This is a genomic window from Acinetobacter sp. Root1280, assembly GCF_001425285.1.
Taxonomy (GTDB): Bacteria; Pseudomonadota; Gammaproteobacteria; order Pseudomonadales; family Moraxellaceae; genus Acinetobacter; species Acinetobacter guillouiae.
In genome coordinates, this window is record NZ_LMED01000012.1 from 17,999 (window position 1) to 32,169 (window position 14,171).

General features: G+C 36.7%; 14 protein-coding genes, 1 tRNA gene and 1 pseudogene. 7 read left to right on the plus strand and 9 right to left on the minus strand.

The features are described from left to right. Positions 1–61: 61 nt before the first annotated feature. The 5 genes and pseudogenes from ASC84_RS09875 to ASC84_RS09895 all read right to left on the minus strand — a co-directional run bounded on the left by ASC84_RS09875 (position 62) and on the right by ASC84_RS09895 (position 2,261). The gene (locus tag ASC84_RS09875; protein ID WP_056514215.1) at positions 62–394 is read right to left on the minus strand and encodes a hypothetical protein; all 333 of its coding nucleotides are present in this window, start codon (positions 392–394) and stop codon (positions 62–64) included. Between the two features lie 67 nt (positions 395–461). Then, a pseudogene (locus ASC84_RS09880) lies at positions 462–869 on the minus strand (hypothetical protein); the annotation flags it as partial. A 16-nt stretch (positions 870–885) separates the two neighbouring features. After that, complete coding sequence (locus tag ASC84_RS09885) at positions 886–1,287, minus strand: hypothetical protein (protein WP_201784137.1); 402 nt, start codon at positions 1,285–1,287, stop codon at positions 886–888. A 10-nt stretch (positions 1,288–1,297) separates the two neighbouring features. Continuing rightward, positions 1,298–1,786, minus strand: coding sequence for a hypothetical protein (locus tag ASC84_RS09890; protein WP_056514218.1), 489 nt, complete (start codon positions 1,784–1,786; stop codon positions 1,298–1,300). 217 nt (positions 1,787–2,003) lie between these two features. Next, complete coding sequence (locus ASC84_RS09895; protein ID WP_056514223.1) at positions 2,004–2,261, minus strand: hypothetical protein; 258 nt, start codon at positions 2,259–2,261, stop codon at positions 2,004–2,006. 881 nt (positions 2,262–3,142) lie between these two features. On the opposite strand from ASC84_RS09895, the gene ASC84_RS09900 reads away from it, so the two are divergent. The 4 genes from ASC84_RS09900 (at position 3,143) to ASC84_RS09915 (ending at position 7,272) form a co-directional block, all read left to right on the plus strand. Next, positions 3,143–4,219: a hypothetical protein gene (locus ASC84_RS09900; RefSeq protein ID WP_056514228.1), complete on the plus strand. Its 1,077-nt coding sequence runs from the start codon at positions 3,143–3,145 to the stop codon at positions 4,217–4,219. A 136-nt stretch (positions 4,220–4,355) separates the two neighbouring features. Continuing rightward, positions 4,356–4,589 carry an AlpA family transcriptional regulator gene (locus ASC84_RS09905; RefSeq protein WP_056514231.1) on the plus strand — a complete coding sequence of 78 codons (234 nt, stop codon included), beginning with the start codon at positions 4,356–4,358 and terminating at the stop codon, positions 4,587–4,589. A 424-nt stretch (positions 4,590–5,013) separates the two neighbouring features. Continuing rightward, positions 5,014–6,183, plus strand: coding sequence for an inovirus-type Gp2 protein (locus ASC84_RS09910; protein ID WP_056514233.1), 1,170 nt, complete (start codon positions 5,014–5,016; stop codon positions 6,181–6,183). An 18-nt stretch (positions 6,184–6,201) separates the two neighbouring features. Next, the gene (locus ASC84_RS09915; RefSeq protein WP_056514236.1) at positions 6,202–7,272 is read left to right on the plus strand and encodes a hypothetical protein; all 1,071 of its coding nucleotides are present in this window, start codon (positions 6,202–6,204) and stop codon (positions 7,270–7,272) included. A 295-nt stretch (positions 7,273–7,567) separates the two neighbouring features. Here the strand turns inward: ASC84_RS09915 and ASC84_RS09920 are convergent. Together ASC84_RS09920 and greB are read right to left on the minus strand one after the other, a co-directional pair. Beyond that, positions 7,568–7,657, minus strand: a tRNA-Ser gene (locus ASC84_RS09920). Between the two features lie 111 nt (positions 7,658–7,768). Continuing rightward, complete coding sequence (gene greB / locus ASC84_RS09925; protein ID WP_004722375.1) at positions 7,769–8,242, minus strand: transcription elongation factor GreB; 474 nt, start codon at positions 8,240–8,242, stop codon at positions 7,769–7,771. 554 nt (positions 8,243–8,796) lie between these two features. Here greB and ASC84_RS09930 point away from each other — a divergent pair. After that, complete coding sequence (locus tag ASC84_RS09930) at positions 8,797–9,906, plus strand: transglycosylase SLT domain-containing protein (RefSeq protein WP_056514239.1); 1,110 nt, start codon at positions 8,797–8,799, stop codon at positions 9,904–9,906. 83 nt (positions 9,907–9,989) lie between these two features. Here the strand turns inward: ASC84_RS09930 and ASC84_RS09935 are convergent, their stop codons facing one another. Both ASC84_RS09935 and ttcA read right to left on the minus strand, forming a co-directional pair. Next, positions 9,990–10,373 carry an SCP2 sterol-binding domain-containing protein gene (locus ASC84_RS09935; protein WP_004722377.1) on the minus strand — a complete coding sequence of 128 codons (384 nt, stop codon included), beginning with the start codon at positions 10,371–10,373 and terminating at the stop codon, positions 9,990–9,992. 225 nt (positions 10,374–10,598) lie between these two features. Beyond that, positions 10,599–11,507, minus strand: coding sequence for a tRNA 2-thiocytidine(32) synthetase TtcA (gene ttcA, locus ASC84_RS09940; RefSeq protein WP_004722379.1), 909 nt, complete (start codon positions 11,505–11,507; stop codon positions 10,599–10,601). Between the two features lie 493 nt (positions 11,508–12,000). Between ttcA and ASC84_RS09945 the strand changes: the two genes are divergently transcribed. After that, positions 12,001–12,897 (plus strand): lytic transglycosylase domain-containing protein, encoded by an 897-nt coding sequence (locus ASC84_RS09945; RefSeq protein WP_056514242.1) that lies wholly within the window; start codon positions 12,001–12,003, stop codon positions 12,895–12,897. 315 nt (positions 12,898–13,212) lie between these two features. Then, positions 13,213–14,118 (plus strand): protease HtpX, encoded by a 906-nt coding sequence (htpX, locus tag ASC84_RS09950; protein ID WP_004819720.1) that lies wholly within the window; start codon positions 13,213–13,215, stop codon positions 14,116–14,118. Positions 14,119–14,171 lie beyond the last annotated feature (53 nt).

The following is a 14,171-nucleotide window of genomic DNA, read 5'->3' on the forward strand; positions in this document are numbered from 1 at the left end:
ACCACGAGCATCGGCTCGTGGTTTTTAAGGTTGATTTGATTTAGATTTAAACGTGTATAGCTTATCGATTGACTTTAGGTATGGCCAAACTAGATGAACTTCTACATGGTCGGATACGCTGGATATATTGCCCATCCCCAGTATCTTTAAAGAATCCATGTTGAGATTGAACTTCTAAACATTGCCCTTTTTTATAGGGCTTGATCTGTTTGGCAACGGCTGCTGGAAGTGCATAACGATTGAGGATCACCTCACCTTTGGTCGTCGGAAAAATCACTGCTTCCTCACCAAATCCCACCTCTTTTTTTAAAACGATTTGTTCTGTCTTTGCCATCACTGCGGTTGTCATCAATAAACTGAATAAAGCACAGCTGATTATTTTGAGATTTTTCATGGTGATATTCCTGTTTTAAATGGGTATAAAATTCATTTGAAATTAAAACTATAAAAAGGCATTTTGTTTAAAAACAAGGTTTGTAGCCTTCGCTTAAAATTTGATTGTTATTTTGGTTCCAACGCACCACATACCATGTACATTGATAACGATCTGAATCCCATGCTGCACGGTAAGTAATGCTGTTACCCTGTTGACTCCAACCTTCAACACGCTTAGCCACCTGATCTGGGCTAGATCGCCCCCAAACCTCCATGAGATGTGACGCTAACATTTGATCAATACTTGAAACGGTTGCCTTAAGACCAGCTGGTGCAGTTTTGATTGGCTTTAAACCGTACTTTGCAGCATTTGAACTTAATGTTTTTCCCTCATGATATTCAGAATCGACTTGCATAGTTAAATGCTCAGTCGCTGAGTTTTGTGAGGCTTTAGCTGCTTCCACTGTTGCGACCGCACCAGCAACGTCATCTTCACTAGGGCCTAAATGCTCAGTTTGTGTTGTTGCAATACTTTGCAGCATTTGAACTTAATGTTTTTCCCTCATGATATTCAGAATCGACTTGCATAGTTAAATGCTCAGTCGCTGAGTTTTGTGAGGCTTTAGCTGCTTCCACTGTTGCGACCGCACCAGCAACGTCATCTTCACTAGGGCCTAAATGCTCAGTTTGTGTTGTTGTATCTTCAGTTAAATCATTATCTGCTGATTCAGTTGAAGCTTGAGCTACATCAGCAGTTTGAGTTTTTTGGGCTTTGGTCTGTTCCATTGCCAGTTGCGCTAACTGTAGCTCTGCTTTACGTTGTAGATGTTGGTTCAATAGATAAGTACCTGACACACCCCCAATGATGCAAAGCACCAAGGCAATAAGACCAGATGTTTTTAATTTCGACACAAGACTCTCCTTATTTATTCGGCCATAAGCCTTGTTCTTTGAGTACTTTGATTTGAGGATCGATTGTCACTTCACCGGTTCTACAATCTGTAGTTTCACCCGTTTTTTGGTTGAAACTGACTGACATATTTGGGTTATCACATAATCTTTTGTATTTACTCACGACAGTAGGAGCGGCTTGTCTTGATGGTCTATAGCCTAATCGTTTTACCAATAAACGATTGGTTGTTCCAAATACTCTTAATACCCCACCACCTTCTGAGGTTGCGATATAAGCGAGATTTTTTTCACACCCATTTAACATCGAACTCTGGATTTCATGTACACCATAATGTTGAGTCACTGAACGATAGGTACAAATGCTCTGTAAACCGCTACCCTTTTGCATCTTCACAAGATGAGCCATGGTTTCAGCTGTATCCAATCCATAAGAGGGAGCCGCTTGGATGAATGAACTGAAACTAAGTGTTAAAACTGCTATGCCAATATTTCTTTTCATAAGTTTGACCTATTAATTTTTTACTGTTATTGACTTATTAATGCTTAATTTCCGCTAGGAGAACAGCCATTCTAAAAAGGTAAAAGGCCAGACGAAGGCTCTGCCTAATAGATAGGCTTTGGAATAGCAAGCAGGAAAGCTCCAGATCAATTTGAACCAGTAGCCCAACATGATCAGCAGATAAGTGATCAATAGATTTCTCATCTTTAACCGCCTCCTAGTTCAATTCAGACATACAAGCTAAACCTGCTTGTTGTACTTGATCTTCCCAATCTTCAGGAAATTGCATCGGGTTCTTGATCTGCTTAAGTCTATCTTCACCATAATGTTGTTCTACGTTGTTATAGCTACATGAACAGAAACTACGATTGCCACCAAAGTTACGGCAACCATCCTTAAATTCTGATTCAAAAGCACTGCTACAGGCAGTCAGCAAGATACTGACTGACAATGAAAAAATGAGTTTTAATTTCATTCTATCCTCTCATATATACTTATGTTTTTAATGCCCACTCATATGGAGTTATGGCTTCACTGAGGTAATATGTATTTGAAATTTCTTTATTTGAGATCGGATTTAAATCAATCATTTTTTAATAAAACCCAGACGTGACTTATTCTGGGCAGTTCCCAAGTTCATGATTTATATTGATCGTCATCCGTTTTTTAGAAAAATCAGTGAAAGAGAGCTACGTGCTGTAATCAAGCACAAGCAAAGATCGAGAAGATAAAAAGAAAGTGAAAATTGAATTAGTACGCATGGCGGACTCCTTGTGTATTAAAGAAGAACTACCACAATCACTGCTAAATAATGGTGGCAGAACGAAGAGGGTTAGCAGACTGGTACACAAGGATCCAGCACGCGCAAGCGCGTCCCCCTCCGTCCTACCATAGCGAAAAAGGGGGACGTAAGGATCCAGTACTAAAAAGCAAGCTCTTCAGTACTCTTGTGTATAGGGTCTGCTAAAACCCACTGGCAATGTAGGCCAGCGCATAAAGAATAAGTGCTGAAAGGAAATGTGTCAATCGGATATAAATGAATGGGTTTACTCCGTACCTGCGTCTGTATAAAATATGCGTCATGGAATGAGTTTGAATTTTTATCAATCTAGATTTACTTTATTGGGCTTAAAAAACCAAGACATCATCTTCCAAATAATTGTAAAAAGTTACATCACTATTGAAGGTGACGTTGTCTTTATAACCGATTAAAAAAACTCGATTTAAGTGTTATCTCTGTACATCAAAATCACACCTTACTTTTTACAAGCTCATTCTCACTTTTATTGATATAATTTTATAAAAATCGTATATGTTTTACTATAATGGAGCCAAATTCATATTAGACAATTCAACATGGAAAATTACATAGATCTCAAAAAAGAAATTGAAGAAATTAGGGTCCTAGAACGCTTTGTCATTCATAATCTTCGTAATCCAGCGCTCTCTATCGAACATTATTGGCGCTTTTCGAATGTTAAGAATGAAGCTGATGAACAACAAGTTATTGATACACTTCTGAATCAAGGTAAGTTTTCTATTTCAGATAAACAAAAAGAATGGTTAGAACAAGGCTTGCAACCTCACTATTTTGACAAAAGTAAATTTATTAAATTACCGATAGAAGATCGTCTTTATCGACATTATGATGAAGTACTGATCGCCATCCGTGATTTTAAAAACTATATTAATTCAAATGAGTATCTAGACTTATTAAAAAATAAAGAATTCGACTTTACTAAAAAGAGTGAATGGCCACTTAGCTTTAAAAAAGCATATACAGCGTACCAGCAAGCTTTTCAATTTTATGCTCAGCATATGGATTGTAGATCAGTCGAAATTCCTGAAGAAATTGCTAAAAAAATAAAAAAAATACAGGCTCAGGCTTATAAGGATCTAGAAATCAAAGAAATAATCCGAGTTCACTTAAAGCCTAAATATAAAGATCATGTCGAAAAATATCTCACAGTAGCCAATAAAAAAAATATTGAGGTAAATGCACTTTTTGATACTGAAATTGACATTGAATACGAAAAGAGTGTTATTCCCACGGTGACAGGACTTTATCTTCTAAAAAAAGCAACGCTTCTCAATAGACGAGAAAGATATAAGAAAGCTCAGAATCTAGGGAGTTTTTCTTATACCTATATGCCTAGAAAGAACACAGTTAAACCCCATTTTATAAAAACTGGAATTCCAGGTGCAATCCATATTAAACGTTTAGATGATAGACTTATTGGTTGCAATGAGACATTAGAAAAATTATATTCTGATCATGCTATTGCTTATATCCATAAAAATATTCTGCAAAATTTTTATCAATGGAAACATCAAATTAAAGATCAAGATGGTGAAAAACTTTCACTTTATGAAAAAATTAAAAAACATTATACCGTAGAAATAAAAAATACACATTTAAAAACAAATACTTAATTTAATATTCACGACCTAGGATTTCTCTAATTAAAAATCTCTCGGTGCAGAAACATTTATCGAGTCCTATGTCCCATCTAAAGTAATCCCATGTTGTACAGCATATTCTTAAATGTCTAAAACAAGGATTACTTTTATGGTTTCATCTGCCGACCCATTCAAAATGATCAGTCGGATTGATCTAGAAGAACTGACAGGTTTATCTCGATCAACCATCTACGATCGCATGAATTCAAAGTCTAAACGTTACGACCCTGACTTCCCCAAACCTGTGAAGTTTGGGCATCTAACCCGTTGGCGGCTGAGTGAAGTTCAGGCTTGGATTCAATCCAAAATTGAAGCCCGAAATCTTCTATCGATGACGGCCTAACTGTGTATATCGCATGAATCTGCACATCCACGTAAACACAATATGAATTTGTGCAAAGCTAGTCTGTTTAGCTTGAAGTTGAATAACGGTATTAAATCATTTAAATATATCAATCTATTATTTATAAATATATTAGATAGTTACATTATCAACCACTATACTAAGTGAAAGATATGACTTCATGATCATCAGTGGTTAAGTCTCTCACTTAAATAGAATCGTCTGGTGTGATTCTGACTGCTTTAGCAAAGTCAGATCACAGATTAAGTTTAGATGCTTATCCAGCAGATGGAAGAATAAAATTTAGATGGTGTAGTACGACAAATACCTAATTCAATCATTCAACAATTTTAGACACTGATTAAAGCAGTGTCTACAGACAGCTATTGCCCAAATTTCTTAAAACTTAAATTTGAGAAATTTTATGATTAAACTACAGCTACACGATACAGCGGGTACATTCAGTCTTGAAGAGCAAATTGCACTTCTCAGGTCTGATCTGAGTCTAACTGCTATTACTGCACCAGATGGGACTCAATCTCAATTTAGGCATGCAATCGATCATGAGGCTGATGTTTGTTTGAACATCATCGAAGTTATCGCTAAATGCGAGAAGCTTCAAAGCCCTATAGTAAAATTAGTTAAGGAAAAATCTCCATTCTTTACTGAGCGCTATCGGGTGCACTGCTCTCCAGCATGGGTATCTTTAGAAGAGAAAGTGCGTTCGGCCTTTCTACATCAATTCTCTGCAAGCTATTTTTACGGGGAAGAGGTAAAGGCTTGGATGCTGGTTCAATCTCAATTCTCACCACTTGAGCTTGAGGTATTGGCCCATGTTTCTTCCATCGATTATCGAAACAAAGAGAATGTGCAAAATTATATCGATTTATTTAATCTTTTTACTAGTCGACTAGCAAAACATATCCAGAGTTCGGAATATAAAAAGAAAATTCGTGATCGAAACTTAGTAAAGAAGGCAAATAAACATGCTTGTATTGAGCTGTTCAGTCAACTCATTGCTAAGTTTGCCAGAGTCCTGGTCATCAGAATTGATTTCTCCTTAAAGCGTGATATGGATACGATTTTAAAACATGCATCTTCTATGACTGTGCCTTATTCACGTCATGACCTTGTTTATCTAAAGCGATCAATGAAAAAGTTTAAGAACAATTGGCGCAATAATAAGCTGCTAAACGATATTGAAGGTTTTATTTTCCAATATGAATACTCTCATGCGACTGGATTTCATATTCACGCCTATTTTTTCTACGATGGTGGCAAACACAGAGAGGACATTAGCATAGCGCAATATATTTCCGATTACTGGAAAAAAATTACAGGCAATCAAGGGAGTACCTATATTTGCAATATGGCTAAGGATCAATATAAATACTGTGGTATTGGCATGATTCATTACTCCGACATTGAAAAACAAAAGTTTTTAATCAAAACCTTTGATTACATTGTGAAGGCTGAACAACTTTTCGTCTTTTCTGAACTTAAGAATTTTAAACGATTCCAACGGAGCGAGCTACCTAAGCCTAAAGCTAATACAGGCCGTTCTCGCACTTTAATCGCAACAAATTCTCAATAACTCATTCAGGAATATATTATGACGACTCTCAATGCCATGGAAAAAACAGAATCCCTTAATTATCTCAATGTTGTAACTAGAGCCTATGCTTATCATCCGTATACACATGTTGCCCCTGTTTCTTTGGCTTTTTACTCAGAGCTGATCCAAAAAACCAAAACTAAGAAGAGTTTTCGGATTTTCACGAATAATCCAACAGCATTCCCTCACCCAACTATACCCAATCTATATGTAACGAATTTGGGGAATCTAGTTTTAAAGATTGTAGCAGACAATACTAGGAACCCCTATACAACAGGTAAATTTCAGGATGCCTTACTCCATCCAGAAATAGCACTATTGAGCCAACTTATGTTTCAACATGGACTGAGCAACATAAATCTTGCAGCCTATCAATTGATAGAACATAAGTGTGAAGAATGCTTTGCTGATTTCAAAGTCAGAATCCAAACCAGAGCAATCACTACTCAATGTCGATCGTGGAACAATAGATTTGGATACCTTACTGGCTCATACGATCGATTCTTAGAATTCATCTATGGTGAAACAAATCGTTTTGAAGTTCATTCATTGGTTGTACAGCGTAAACTGTTTAATGGGCTTGAGCCTGATTTTGGTGAACCTGACTTTAGAGATATGTCAGCTTATGAAATCGTACAAGAGAAATCTAATGAAATTATTAGAGATGTTTGGCGCAGACGCCATCAAAATAATGTCCTCGGTATTCTAGCCAGAGATGAGATCGACATTCAGCAGACACAAACGATTAGACTGATATTCTTTGTAAAAAAAGAATTTTCAGACCTATGTCCATTTGACAGTACACCACTATACCAAACACTCGCGCCTTATTTTATTAATCTCAATCGTGATCATATCGCATTAGGTACGATCCCCTCTATGAATTCTGGTAATGCTCCTCTTTTTCAAGTGCAGGAACTCAACTACTATGACTTAAATCAAATTCACGTGGGTCATCGCCTAAATGTACTCAAAGCTCAACTGGTTGTTCCTGACCACTGGTTTAGGCTCAGAGATAACTCCCCAAGTTTAAGGATTGAACGAGGGAGAACTGATTATGAAAGATAAATAAAAATTCAGCCAAAAAAGCAGCATGAGCTATTCTATGCTGCTTTTTTTATTTTCATGATTTCATTTAAGCAAAGGTCTTTCAAAATAGAGTCTAATTTTAGCTCACTAGAATCATATCTACAGTTTAAGATCAGTTTATTATTGTCTAGTAATATTTCAATGATAATCCAAACACGTTCTATCAAGACTCAGTAAATACGATTACAGCCAAAATTTTATGTGGGTTTTTATGTGGGTCAAAAACACAGATAAGAAAAAAGCCCTTGTAAAAACAAGGGCTTATCTCAATATTTGGCGGAAGCGGTGAGATTCGAACTCACGGAGGACTCACACCCTCGTCGGTTTTCAAGACCGGTGCATTAAACCGCTCTGCCACGCTTCCAATGGCGGCTATCATATAAATAAAATTGCAACTTGGCAAATCTTTTTCAGTATTTCTTCAATCAAATGTACAAAATAAAGTCAAATCTCGCTAATTTGATGAATATTCAAGCTATTCATAACGAATTGAATTGATATACCAACGTTTTTTCCCTGATGGTGTATCCACTTCTGCCTCATCATCAACTTGTTTAGACAGTAAAGCTCTTGCCATCGGTGAATCAATTGAGACATGTTGCGGATGATGATCATAAATTTCATCTACTCCGACCAGACGTATGGTTTTTTGTTCACCTTCGTCATTTTCTATTTCAACCCAAGCACCAAAATACACTTTACCTGCTTGTTCTGGAGAAAAATCGATAATTCGTAATTCTTCTAAACGCTTCCCTAAATAACGTACACGACGATCGATTTTTCGAAGTAGCTGCTTATTATACTGGTAATCAGCATTTTCAGAACGGTCACCCAGACTGGCAGCCCATGTCACTTTTTTGGTAATTTCAGGTCGTTCTTCGCGCCAGAGATGTTGTAACTCTGCAACCAACAGATCATGCCCTGAACGGGTAATTAAATTAGATTTCATGATTTAAAACCATTTAAAATACATATGCACTTGATACTTATTTTTTAAAAAATGTTGCTACAGTCTACAGCCAATAGCGTAAAAATGTCAGCTCAAAAATAGCGCATTTTAAGTTTTAAAAAGCAATAAAATCGTTTTTTTCCTATTTAAATTCAGACAGAAAATTCAATCAGAAAACCTTTTAAAAGTGGTAATTCTTAACTTACATTTGGAACATTTGCTTACAGTTTTTGGCAGCGTATTTCAGTTTTAAAATTTCTGCATTTTTTAAAAAAATATTCTGTTAAAAATCATTATCTTAAATATTTTAAATTGATCATTTTTCATACAAAGTTTGACAGATCTAAAAACCGCCTATATTATGCGCACATGTTTTATGAGTTTATTTTTTTAATTTTGTAGTTTTTCTGCAAAATCTTTCTATCCCACATGTCATTTTTTGAATGACGTTCATGACTGCCCACCCTTATTGAATTTACCAACTATAAGAAGTTTTTAAGCGTTTTTGTGCTTATTACTTTTTAGGGCAATAAATTACTTGTAGCGGAGACAACATGCACAGTAGTTCAACCTCTGGGTCGAGGCTTAGCCTTAACTCATTTTTTCGTGCGCTGCCAATCAAAACTTTAGTTTTATCCACTGCATTAATTCCTTTTAGTATTAATGCGAGTAAGAACAATCAATACAATGCTGTAGTTAATTCGAGTAAATTGACTGTAGTTGCGGTTTCCAATCCAAGCATCGTGTTTAAGGATGGAGACTACAAGCATGGCTTCGGCTATGACTTAGCCCATAACTATGCTGAAAGTTTAAACGTTAAACTTGAGCTTAAAACTGTTTCTGACAATGCAACAGCATTGAAAATGGTTGCTCAAGGTAAGGCGAATTTTGCGATTACCACCGCAAATATGCAAAGCATCGAAGCAGAACGCTTAACCTCATTTTCAGCAAGCTGTGGTGATTTCAACAGTTTAAAAAGTAATGGTTTAAACCCAGCATTAAATTGGGTATTTAAACAAGCTGAAGATCCATTAACAGCAACAGCAAGTGGTTTCATTTGCCAAAGCAAACAAAATGGTTCAACTCAGCAACTTGCCTCATTTTATAATCGTAATGTCGTCAAGAAAGACGATTGGAACGTGATTCAACGTGACCTAAGTTCTCGTCTACCGATTTATAAAGCCAGCTTTAAGCGCTCTGCACAGCAATATGGCTTAGATTGGCACCTACTTGCTGCAATTGGTTATCAAGAATCATATTTAAAACCAGACTCTGTTTCTCCCACAGGTGTCCGTGGTTTGATGATGTTGACCAATACCACAGCCAAAGAAATGGGTGTCAGTAATCGAAGTGACCCCGCTCAGAGTATCCAAGGCGGCGCAAAATATTTTGATATGATGTTGAGTCGTTATTCTTATATTCGTAATCCAGATCGTCATTGGTATGCTTTGGTTGCATACAATATGGGGCCTGGTGCAGTTGAAGGTATTCAAAAGCGCATCAAAGCACAAGGTAAAGATCCCAATGACTGGATGAATCTTTATAATTATTTGACACGTAATCAAGCAAGTAATGGTCGTTATAAACAAGCGGTACAGTATGTCACACGTATTCGGGCTTATTTAGAACACATTAAGACCACACCTCGATTACTAGAAATTTAATCTGTATTTTAAATCGATTGGATTTGTAAAAATCAGGCAATAAAAAAGCTTACTCTCGCGTAAGCTTTTTTATTGTAAAAAGATTAAGCAGTTTGCTCTAATACTTTCTTAAATAAATCTTTTTGCTCTTGGCTTGGCTTGGCTGTTTGTAAAGCCATCAATTGAGACATATCACCTTGAACTTTGATTTTGCCTGTCATAAATGCTTGCATTGCAGCAGCCATATCAAATTCTAAGAATACTTTACGAAGTGTTTCAGCATCCATGTTCAATGTTGTTTTCGCATTTGCAGAACTACCTTTGACGATTTTTCCGCCGTCTAAAGCAAGCTCTGTGTTGCCATCTGCATCTGCAACAACCAAATTAATTGCTAAACCTGAAAGTGCTGGTGGTAAGTTTAAATCACCTGCTTCAGCAGTTAATTTTTCAACATTTGCAAACCAATCATCAGTTAAAAATGCAGGCATGTTCATTCCTCAAATTATTTATTCAATTTATTGTGTTATCTATCCAGACAACATCAGGTTGAAGCAGTTTTGCTTGCCCAATGTTATAGCATGATAATTTCAATTTGGGCTAAAGTTTTTTGTACGGACTGTTCATGTTTTATCGGTTTTATCGTTTTATTTTTTTAAATCAGGCACTCATCTCAATATGAATGCCCGATTTGTTCATTTAATTGGCAAAAAAGATCAATCTGCTGCAAAACTAAGATTTACAACATCTAAACGTTTTTTCATTTCTTCCGTATCACATTTCATATCGAATTCGCGTTCTTCATCCAATTTTTCAAAATCAAATAAATCACGGTCAGCCAATTGAGATGGTGAAACATTCTGCAATGCACCAAAAATACTGTGCAAACGTTTTGGATATTGTTTATCCCAACCACGTAGCATGTCATTTAACATGGCACGTTGTAAGTTTTCCTGCGAACCACATAAGTTACATGGAATGATCGGGAATTTACGAATTTCAGCATATTTGATGATGTCTTTTTCTTCAACATAAGCCAAAGGACGAATCAAAATGTTCTTTTTATCCGAAGACAATAATTTTGGTGGCATCGCTTTTAAGCTACCACCATGGAATAGATTCAAGAAGAATGTTGCAATGATATCATCGCGATGATGACCCAATGCCACTTTGGTCGCACCAATCTCTTGCGCAAAACCGTAGAGTGAACCACGACGTAAACGTGAACACACTGCACAGTAAGTTTTCCCTTCAGGTGTCAAACGCTTGGTGATGCTATAAGTATCTTTTTCCAAAATATAATAAGGAATATTGTTTTCTTCCAAATATTTCGGTAACACATCTTCAGGAAAACCAGGTTGCTTTTGATCCAAGTTCACTGCGACAACATCAAAGTTGATCGGTGCAATACGTTTAAATTGCAACAAAATATCAAGCAAGGTGTAACTGTCTTTCCCACCAGAAACACAGACCATTACCTTATCGCCTTCCTCAATCATTTTAAAGTCACGAATTGCATGGCCGACTTGACGACGAAGTTTTTTCAAAAGACGATAATAAGCTGAACTTGTTGGAAGCTCTGGTTTAAAATTAAATCCTTGTTCGGACTCAACTGGCGAGTACATAGACGAGATAAACCCATAAAAAAATACTGGGCAATTTTATCTGATTTGAACGTTAACCGCATCTAAAGATTTTTTTATTTTGCATCAATTTTTATCTGGTCATCTTCCTGTCGTATTTCCACATTTAAAATAGACGGCTCAGTTCATTTTTTAGCCGAAGTGCTTATCTTTTGGACTTTTCCACAGTTTTCCACAAAACCTGTGGATAAAATTGTGGATTGTTTGGGGCTTGACAAAGTTTTCTCACGCAATGATGGGCATTCTCTTTAGATTGATCATTTTTTAACCATTATATTTTATATATATTTTTCAATTGTTTAGCATAGTCAATAAATATATTTTAAAAAAAATATAAAATTTTTTTTGATTAATATGCCAACAAATAGCACTTGCTTTTTCGCGATTGTATTGTTAAAACTCAATTCATAGTTTTTCTTGTTCAATAACTTTGTTAAACTCCCAAAAATTGGGGAAATATTTTAATTACTACAAAATGAAAAAATTAATTACGGGTTCGCTAGTGTCTATTTTAGGGTGTATGAGCTTTGCCTCATTTACATCGCAAACGTTTGCAGGTCAAATTTATTTCTACAAAGACCAAAATGGGACAACCTTACTGACCAATCGCAAAAATTCGGATCGTTCACTGCAAAAAGTCAAAGTGACTTATTATAAAGACAGTAATATTCATAGTTATAGCAATTGGGGCAGCTCAGAATCTGCAGTACTGCCAAGTTATAGTAAAAGTAAAAATTCCTTTGATAGTATTATCCGTCAAGCTGCGCAGACGCATGGTGTGTCTGAAGGCTTAATCAAAGCAGTGATGCATACCGAGTCTGGCTTTAATACCAATGCCCGTTCTCCTGTTGGTGCGCAAGGTTTAATGCAACTGATGCCTGCAACGGCTCGTCGCTTCAATGTGTCCAACTCGTATGATCCACAGCAGAATATTTTTGGTGGTGCCAAATATCTCAGTTGGTTAATGAAACGCTTTAATGGCAATACCAGTTTAGCTTTAGCGGCTTATAATGCGGGTGAAGGGAATGTGGACAAATACGGCGGTATTCCTCCCTTCCGTGAAACCCAAGACTATGTCAAACGTGTCACCAGTCGTTTAAACAACCTCTATGCTGGTGGTTTAAATTTATCTGCAAATAATATTGGCACTTCAACCAGTACTGGACAAATCATTGCCCAATCAAATCAAAATGATTTCTCCAATCAAGTCGAGCCGACACCACAAATCAGCAACAGTTCAAATATTCAACCAGTAAAATATAGTTCTCGACCAATTATTATTGCTTCTGATGGGACTTACACAGATGCACCTGCGGGTTCTTATTCAACAGCACATGCCAGTGCGACAGCACAAATCACCATTGGCAACTAATGCTTATCTGCACTTAGAATCCAATTAATAGCCCTATTGAAATAGAAAATAAAGCACGTAATTTGTGCAATTACATATTTTCAACAAATTGCTGAAAAAAATAATGTTTTCTCTAATACAGAGAATCTTTTTTTAACTTGCCTATTTTTTTAAATAAATTCTTTATCCACTATCCCTTTCAATTGAATTTGTCATTTTTTGCTAGCTAGATTTTTCCCTCTTATTCTTGAATTTTAATCATGTAAACCTCATATTGAATTTCATGATTTATTTTAATACATCATATTATTTATTATTTATAAGAGGGTTCTCTCCATGATGCGGATTGGTTTGTTTTTGCTAACCAACCTCGCGGTACTGGTTGTAGCTGGCATTATCCTATCATTATTAGGTGTTGGTAGTTACTACGGCGCTGGCGGTCTTAAATTAGGCAACCTGATGGTCATCTGTTTAGTGTTTGGTATGGTAGGTTCTTTAATCTCCCTATTTATGTCCAAATGGATGGCGCTAAAAACCACAGGTACTGAATTAATTGACCCGAATGCTCCTCGTAACCAAGCCGAAGTTTGGTTATTACAAGAGGTTGCTCAACTTTCCCAACGTGCTGGTATTCAAATGCCAGATGTTGGTATTTTCCCATCTTATCAGTCGAATGCGTTTGCCACAGGTTGGAATAAAAACGATGCACTTGTATCGGTTTCAACAGGTTTGCTTGAACGCATGAACAAAGATGAATTGCGTGCCGTGCTTGCGCATGAGATTGGTCACGTTGCTAATGGTGACATGGTCACATTATCCCTTATTCAAGGTGTAGTGAACGCCTTTGTAATGTTCTTTGCCCGTGTGGTTGGTGATTTTATTGACCGTAATGTCTTTGGCCGTCAAGATGGTGAAGCGCCTGGACTGGCTTATTTTGCGATTACCATCGTGCTTGATATCGTCTTCGGTATATTAGCTTCGGCAATCGTAATGTGGTTCTCTCGCTATCGTGAATACCGTGCAGATGAAGCTGGTGCTCAACTTGCAGGTAAAGAAGCCATGATTTCCGCTTTATTGCGTCTACAGGCTGAATCTGAAATGCCAGATCAAATGCCGAAAGAAATGAAAGCTTTTGCGATCGCAGAAGGTAAAGAGCAAGGTTTTAGTTTGGCTGCTTTATTCCAAACTCACCCAAGCATCGAGCAACGTGTTGCCGCTTTACGCCAACTCAATTTACCTTAATCTATACACGCTCGCTCAATCGTAGTGATCTCATAGAAAAACAAAGCCTCCAA

Excerpts from the sequence above, each read along its gene's own strand:
- ASC84_RS09915 (WP_056514236.1), top strand. The coding sequence starts at position 6,202 with ATGACGACTCTCAATGCCATGGAAAAAACAGAATCCCTTAATTATCTC.
- ASC84_RS09945 (WP_056514242.1), top strand. The coding sequence starts at position 12,001 with ATGAAAAAATTAATTACGGGTTCGCTAGTGTCTATTTTAGGGTGTATG.
- ASC84_RS09930 (WP_056514239.1), top strand. The coding sequence starts at position 8,797 with ATGCACAGTAGTTCAACCTCTGGGTCGAGGCTTAGCCTTAACTCATTT.
- htpX (WP_004819720.1), top strand. The coding sequence starts at position 13,213 with ATGATGCGGATTGGTTTGTTTTTGCTAACCAACCTCGCGGTACTGGTT.
- ASC84_RS09910 (WP_056514233.1), top strand. The coding sequence starts at position 5,014 with ATGATTAAACTACAGCTACACGATACAGCGGGTACATTCAGTCTTGAA.
- ASC84_RS09935 (WP_004722377.1), bottom strand. The coding sequence starts at position 10,373 with ATGCCTGCATTTTTAACTGATGATTGGTTTGCAAATGTTGAAAAATTA.
- ASC84_RS09890 (WP_056514218.1), bottom strand. The coding sequence starts at position 1,786 with ATGAAAAGAAATATTGGCATAGCAGTTTTAACACTTAGTTTCAGTTCA.
- ttcA (WP_004722379.1), bottom strand. The coding sequence starts at position 11,507 with ATGTACTCGCCAGTTGAGTCCGAACAAGGATTTAATTTTAAACCAGAG.
- ASC84_RS09875 (WP_056514215.1), bottom strand. The coding sequence starts at position 394 with ATGAAAAATCTCAAAATAATCAGCTGTGCTTTATTCAGTTTATTGATG.
- greB (WP_004722375.1), bottom strand. The coding sequence starts at position 8,242 with ATGAAATCTAATTTAATTACCCGTTCAGGGCATGATCTGTTGGTTGCA.
- ASC84_RS09895 (WP_056514223.1), bottom strand. The coding sequence starts at position 2,261 with ATGAAATTAAAACTCATTTTTTCATTGTCAGTCAGTATCTTGCTGACT.
- ASC84_RS09905 (WP_056514231.1), top strand. The coding sequence starts at position 4,356 with ATGGTTTCATCTGCCGACCCATTCAAAATGATCAGTCGGATTGATCTA.
- ASC84_RS09900 (WP_056514228.1), top strand. The coding sequence starts at position 3,143 with ATGGAAAATTACATAGATCTCAAAAAAGAAATTGAAGAAATTAGGGTC.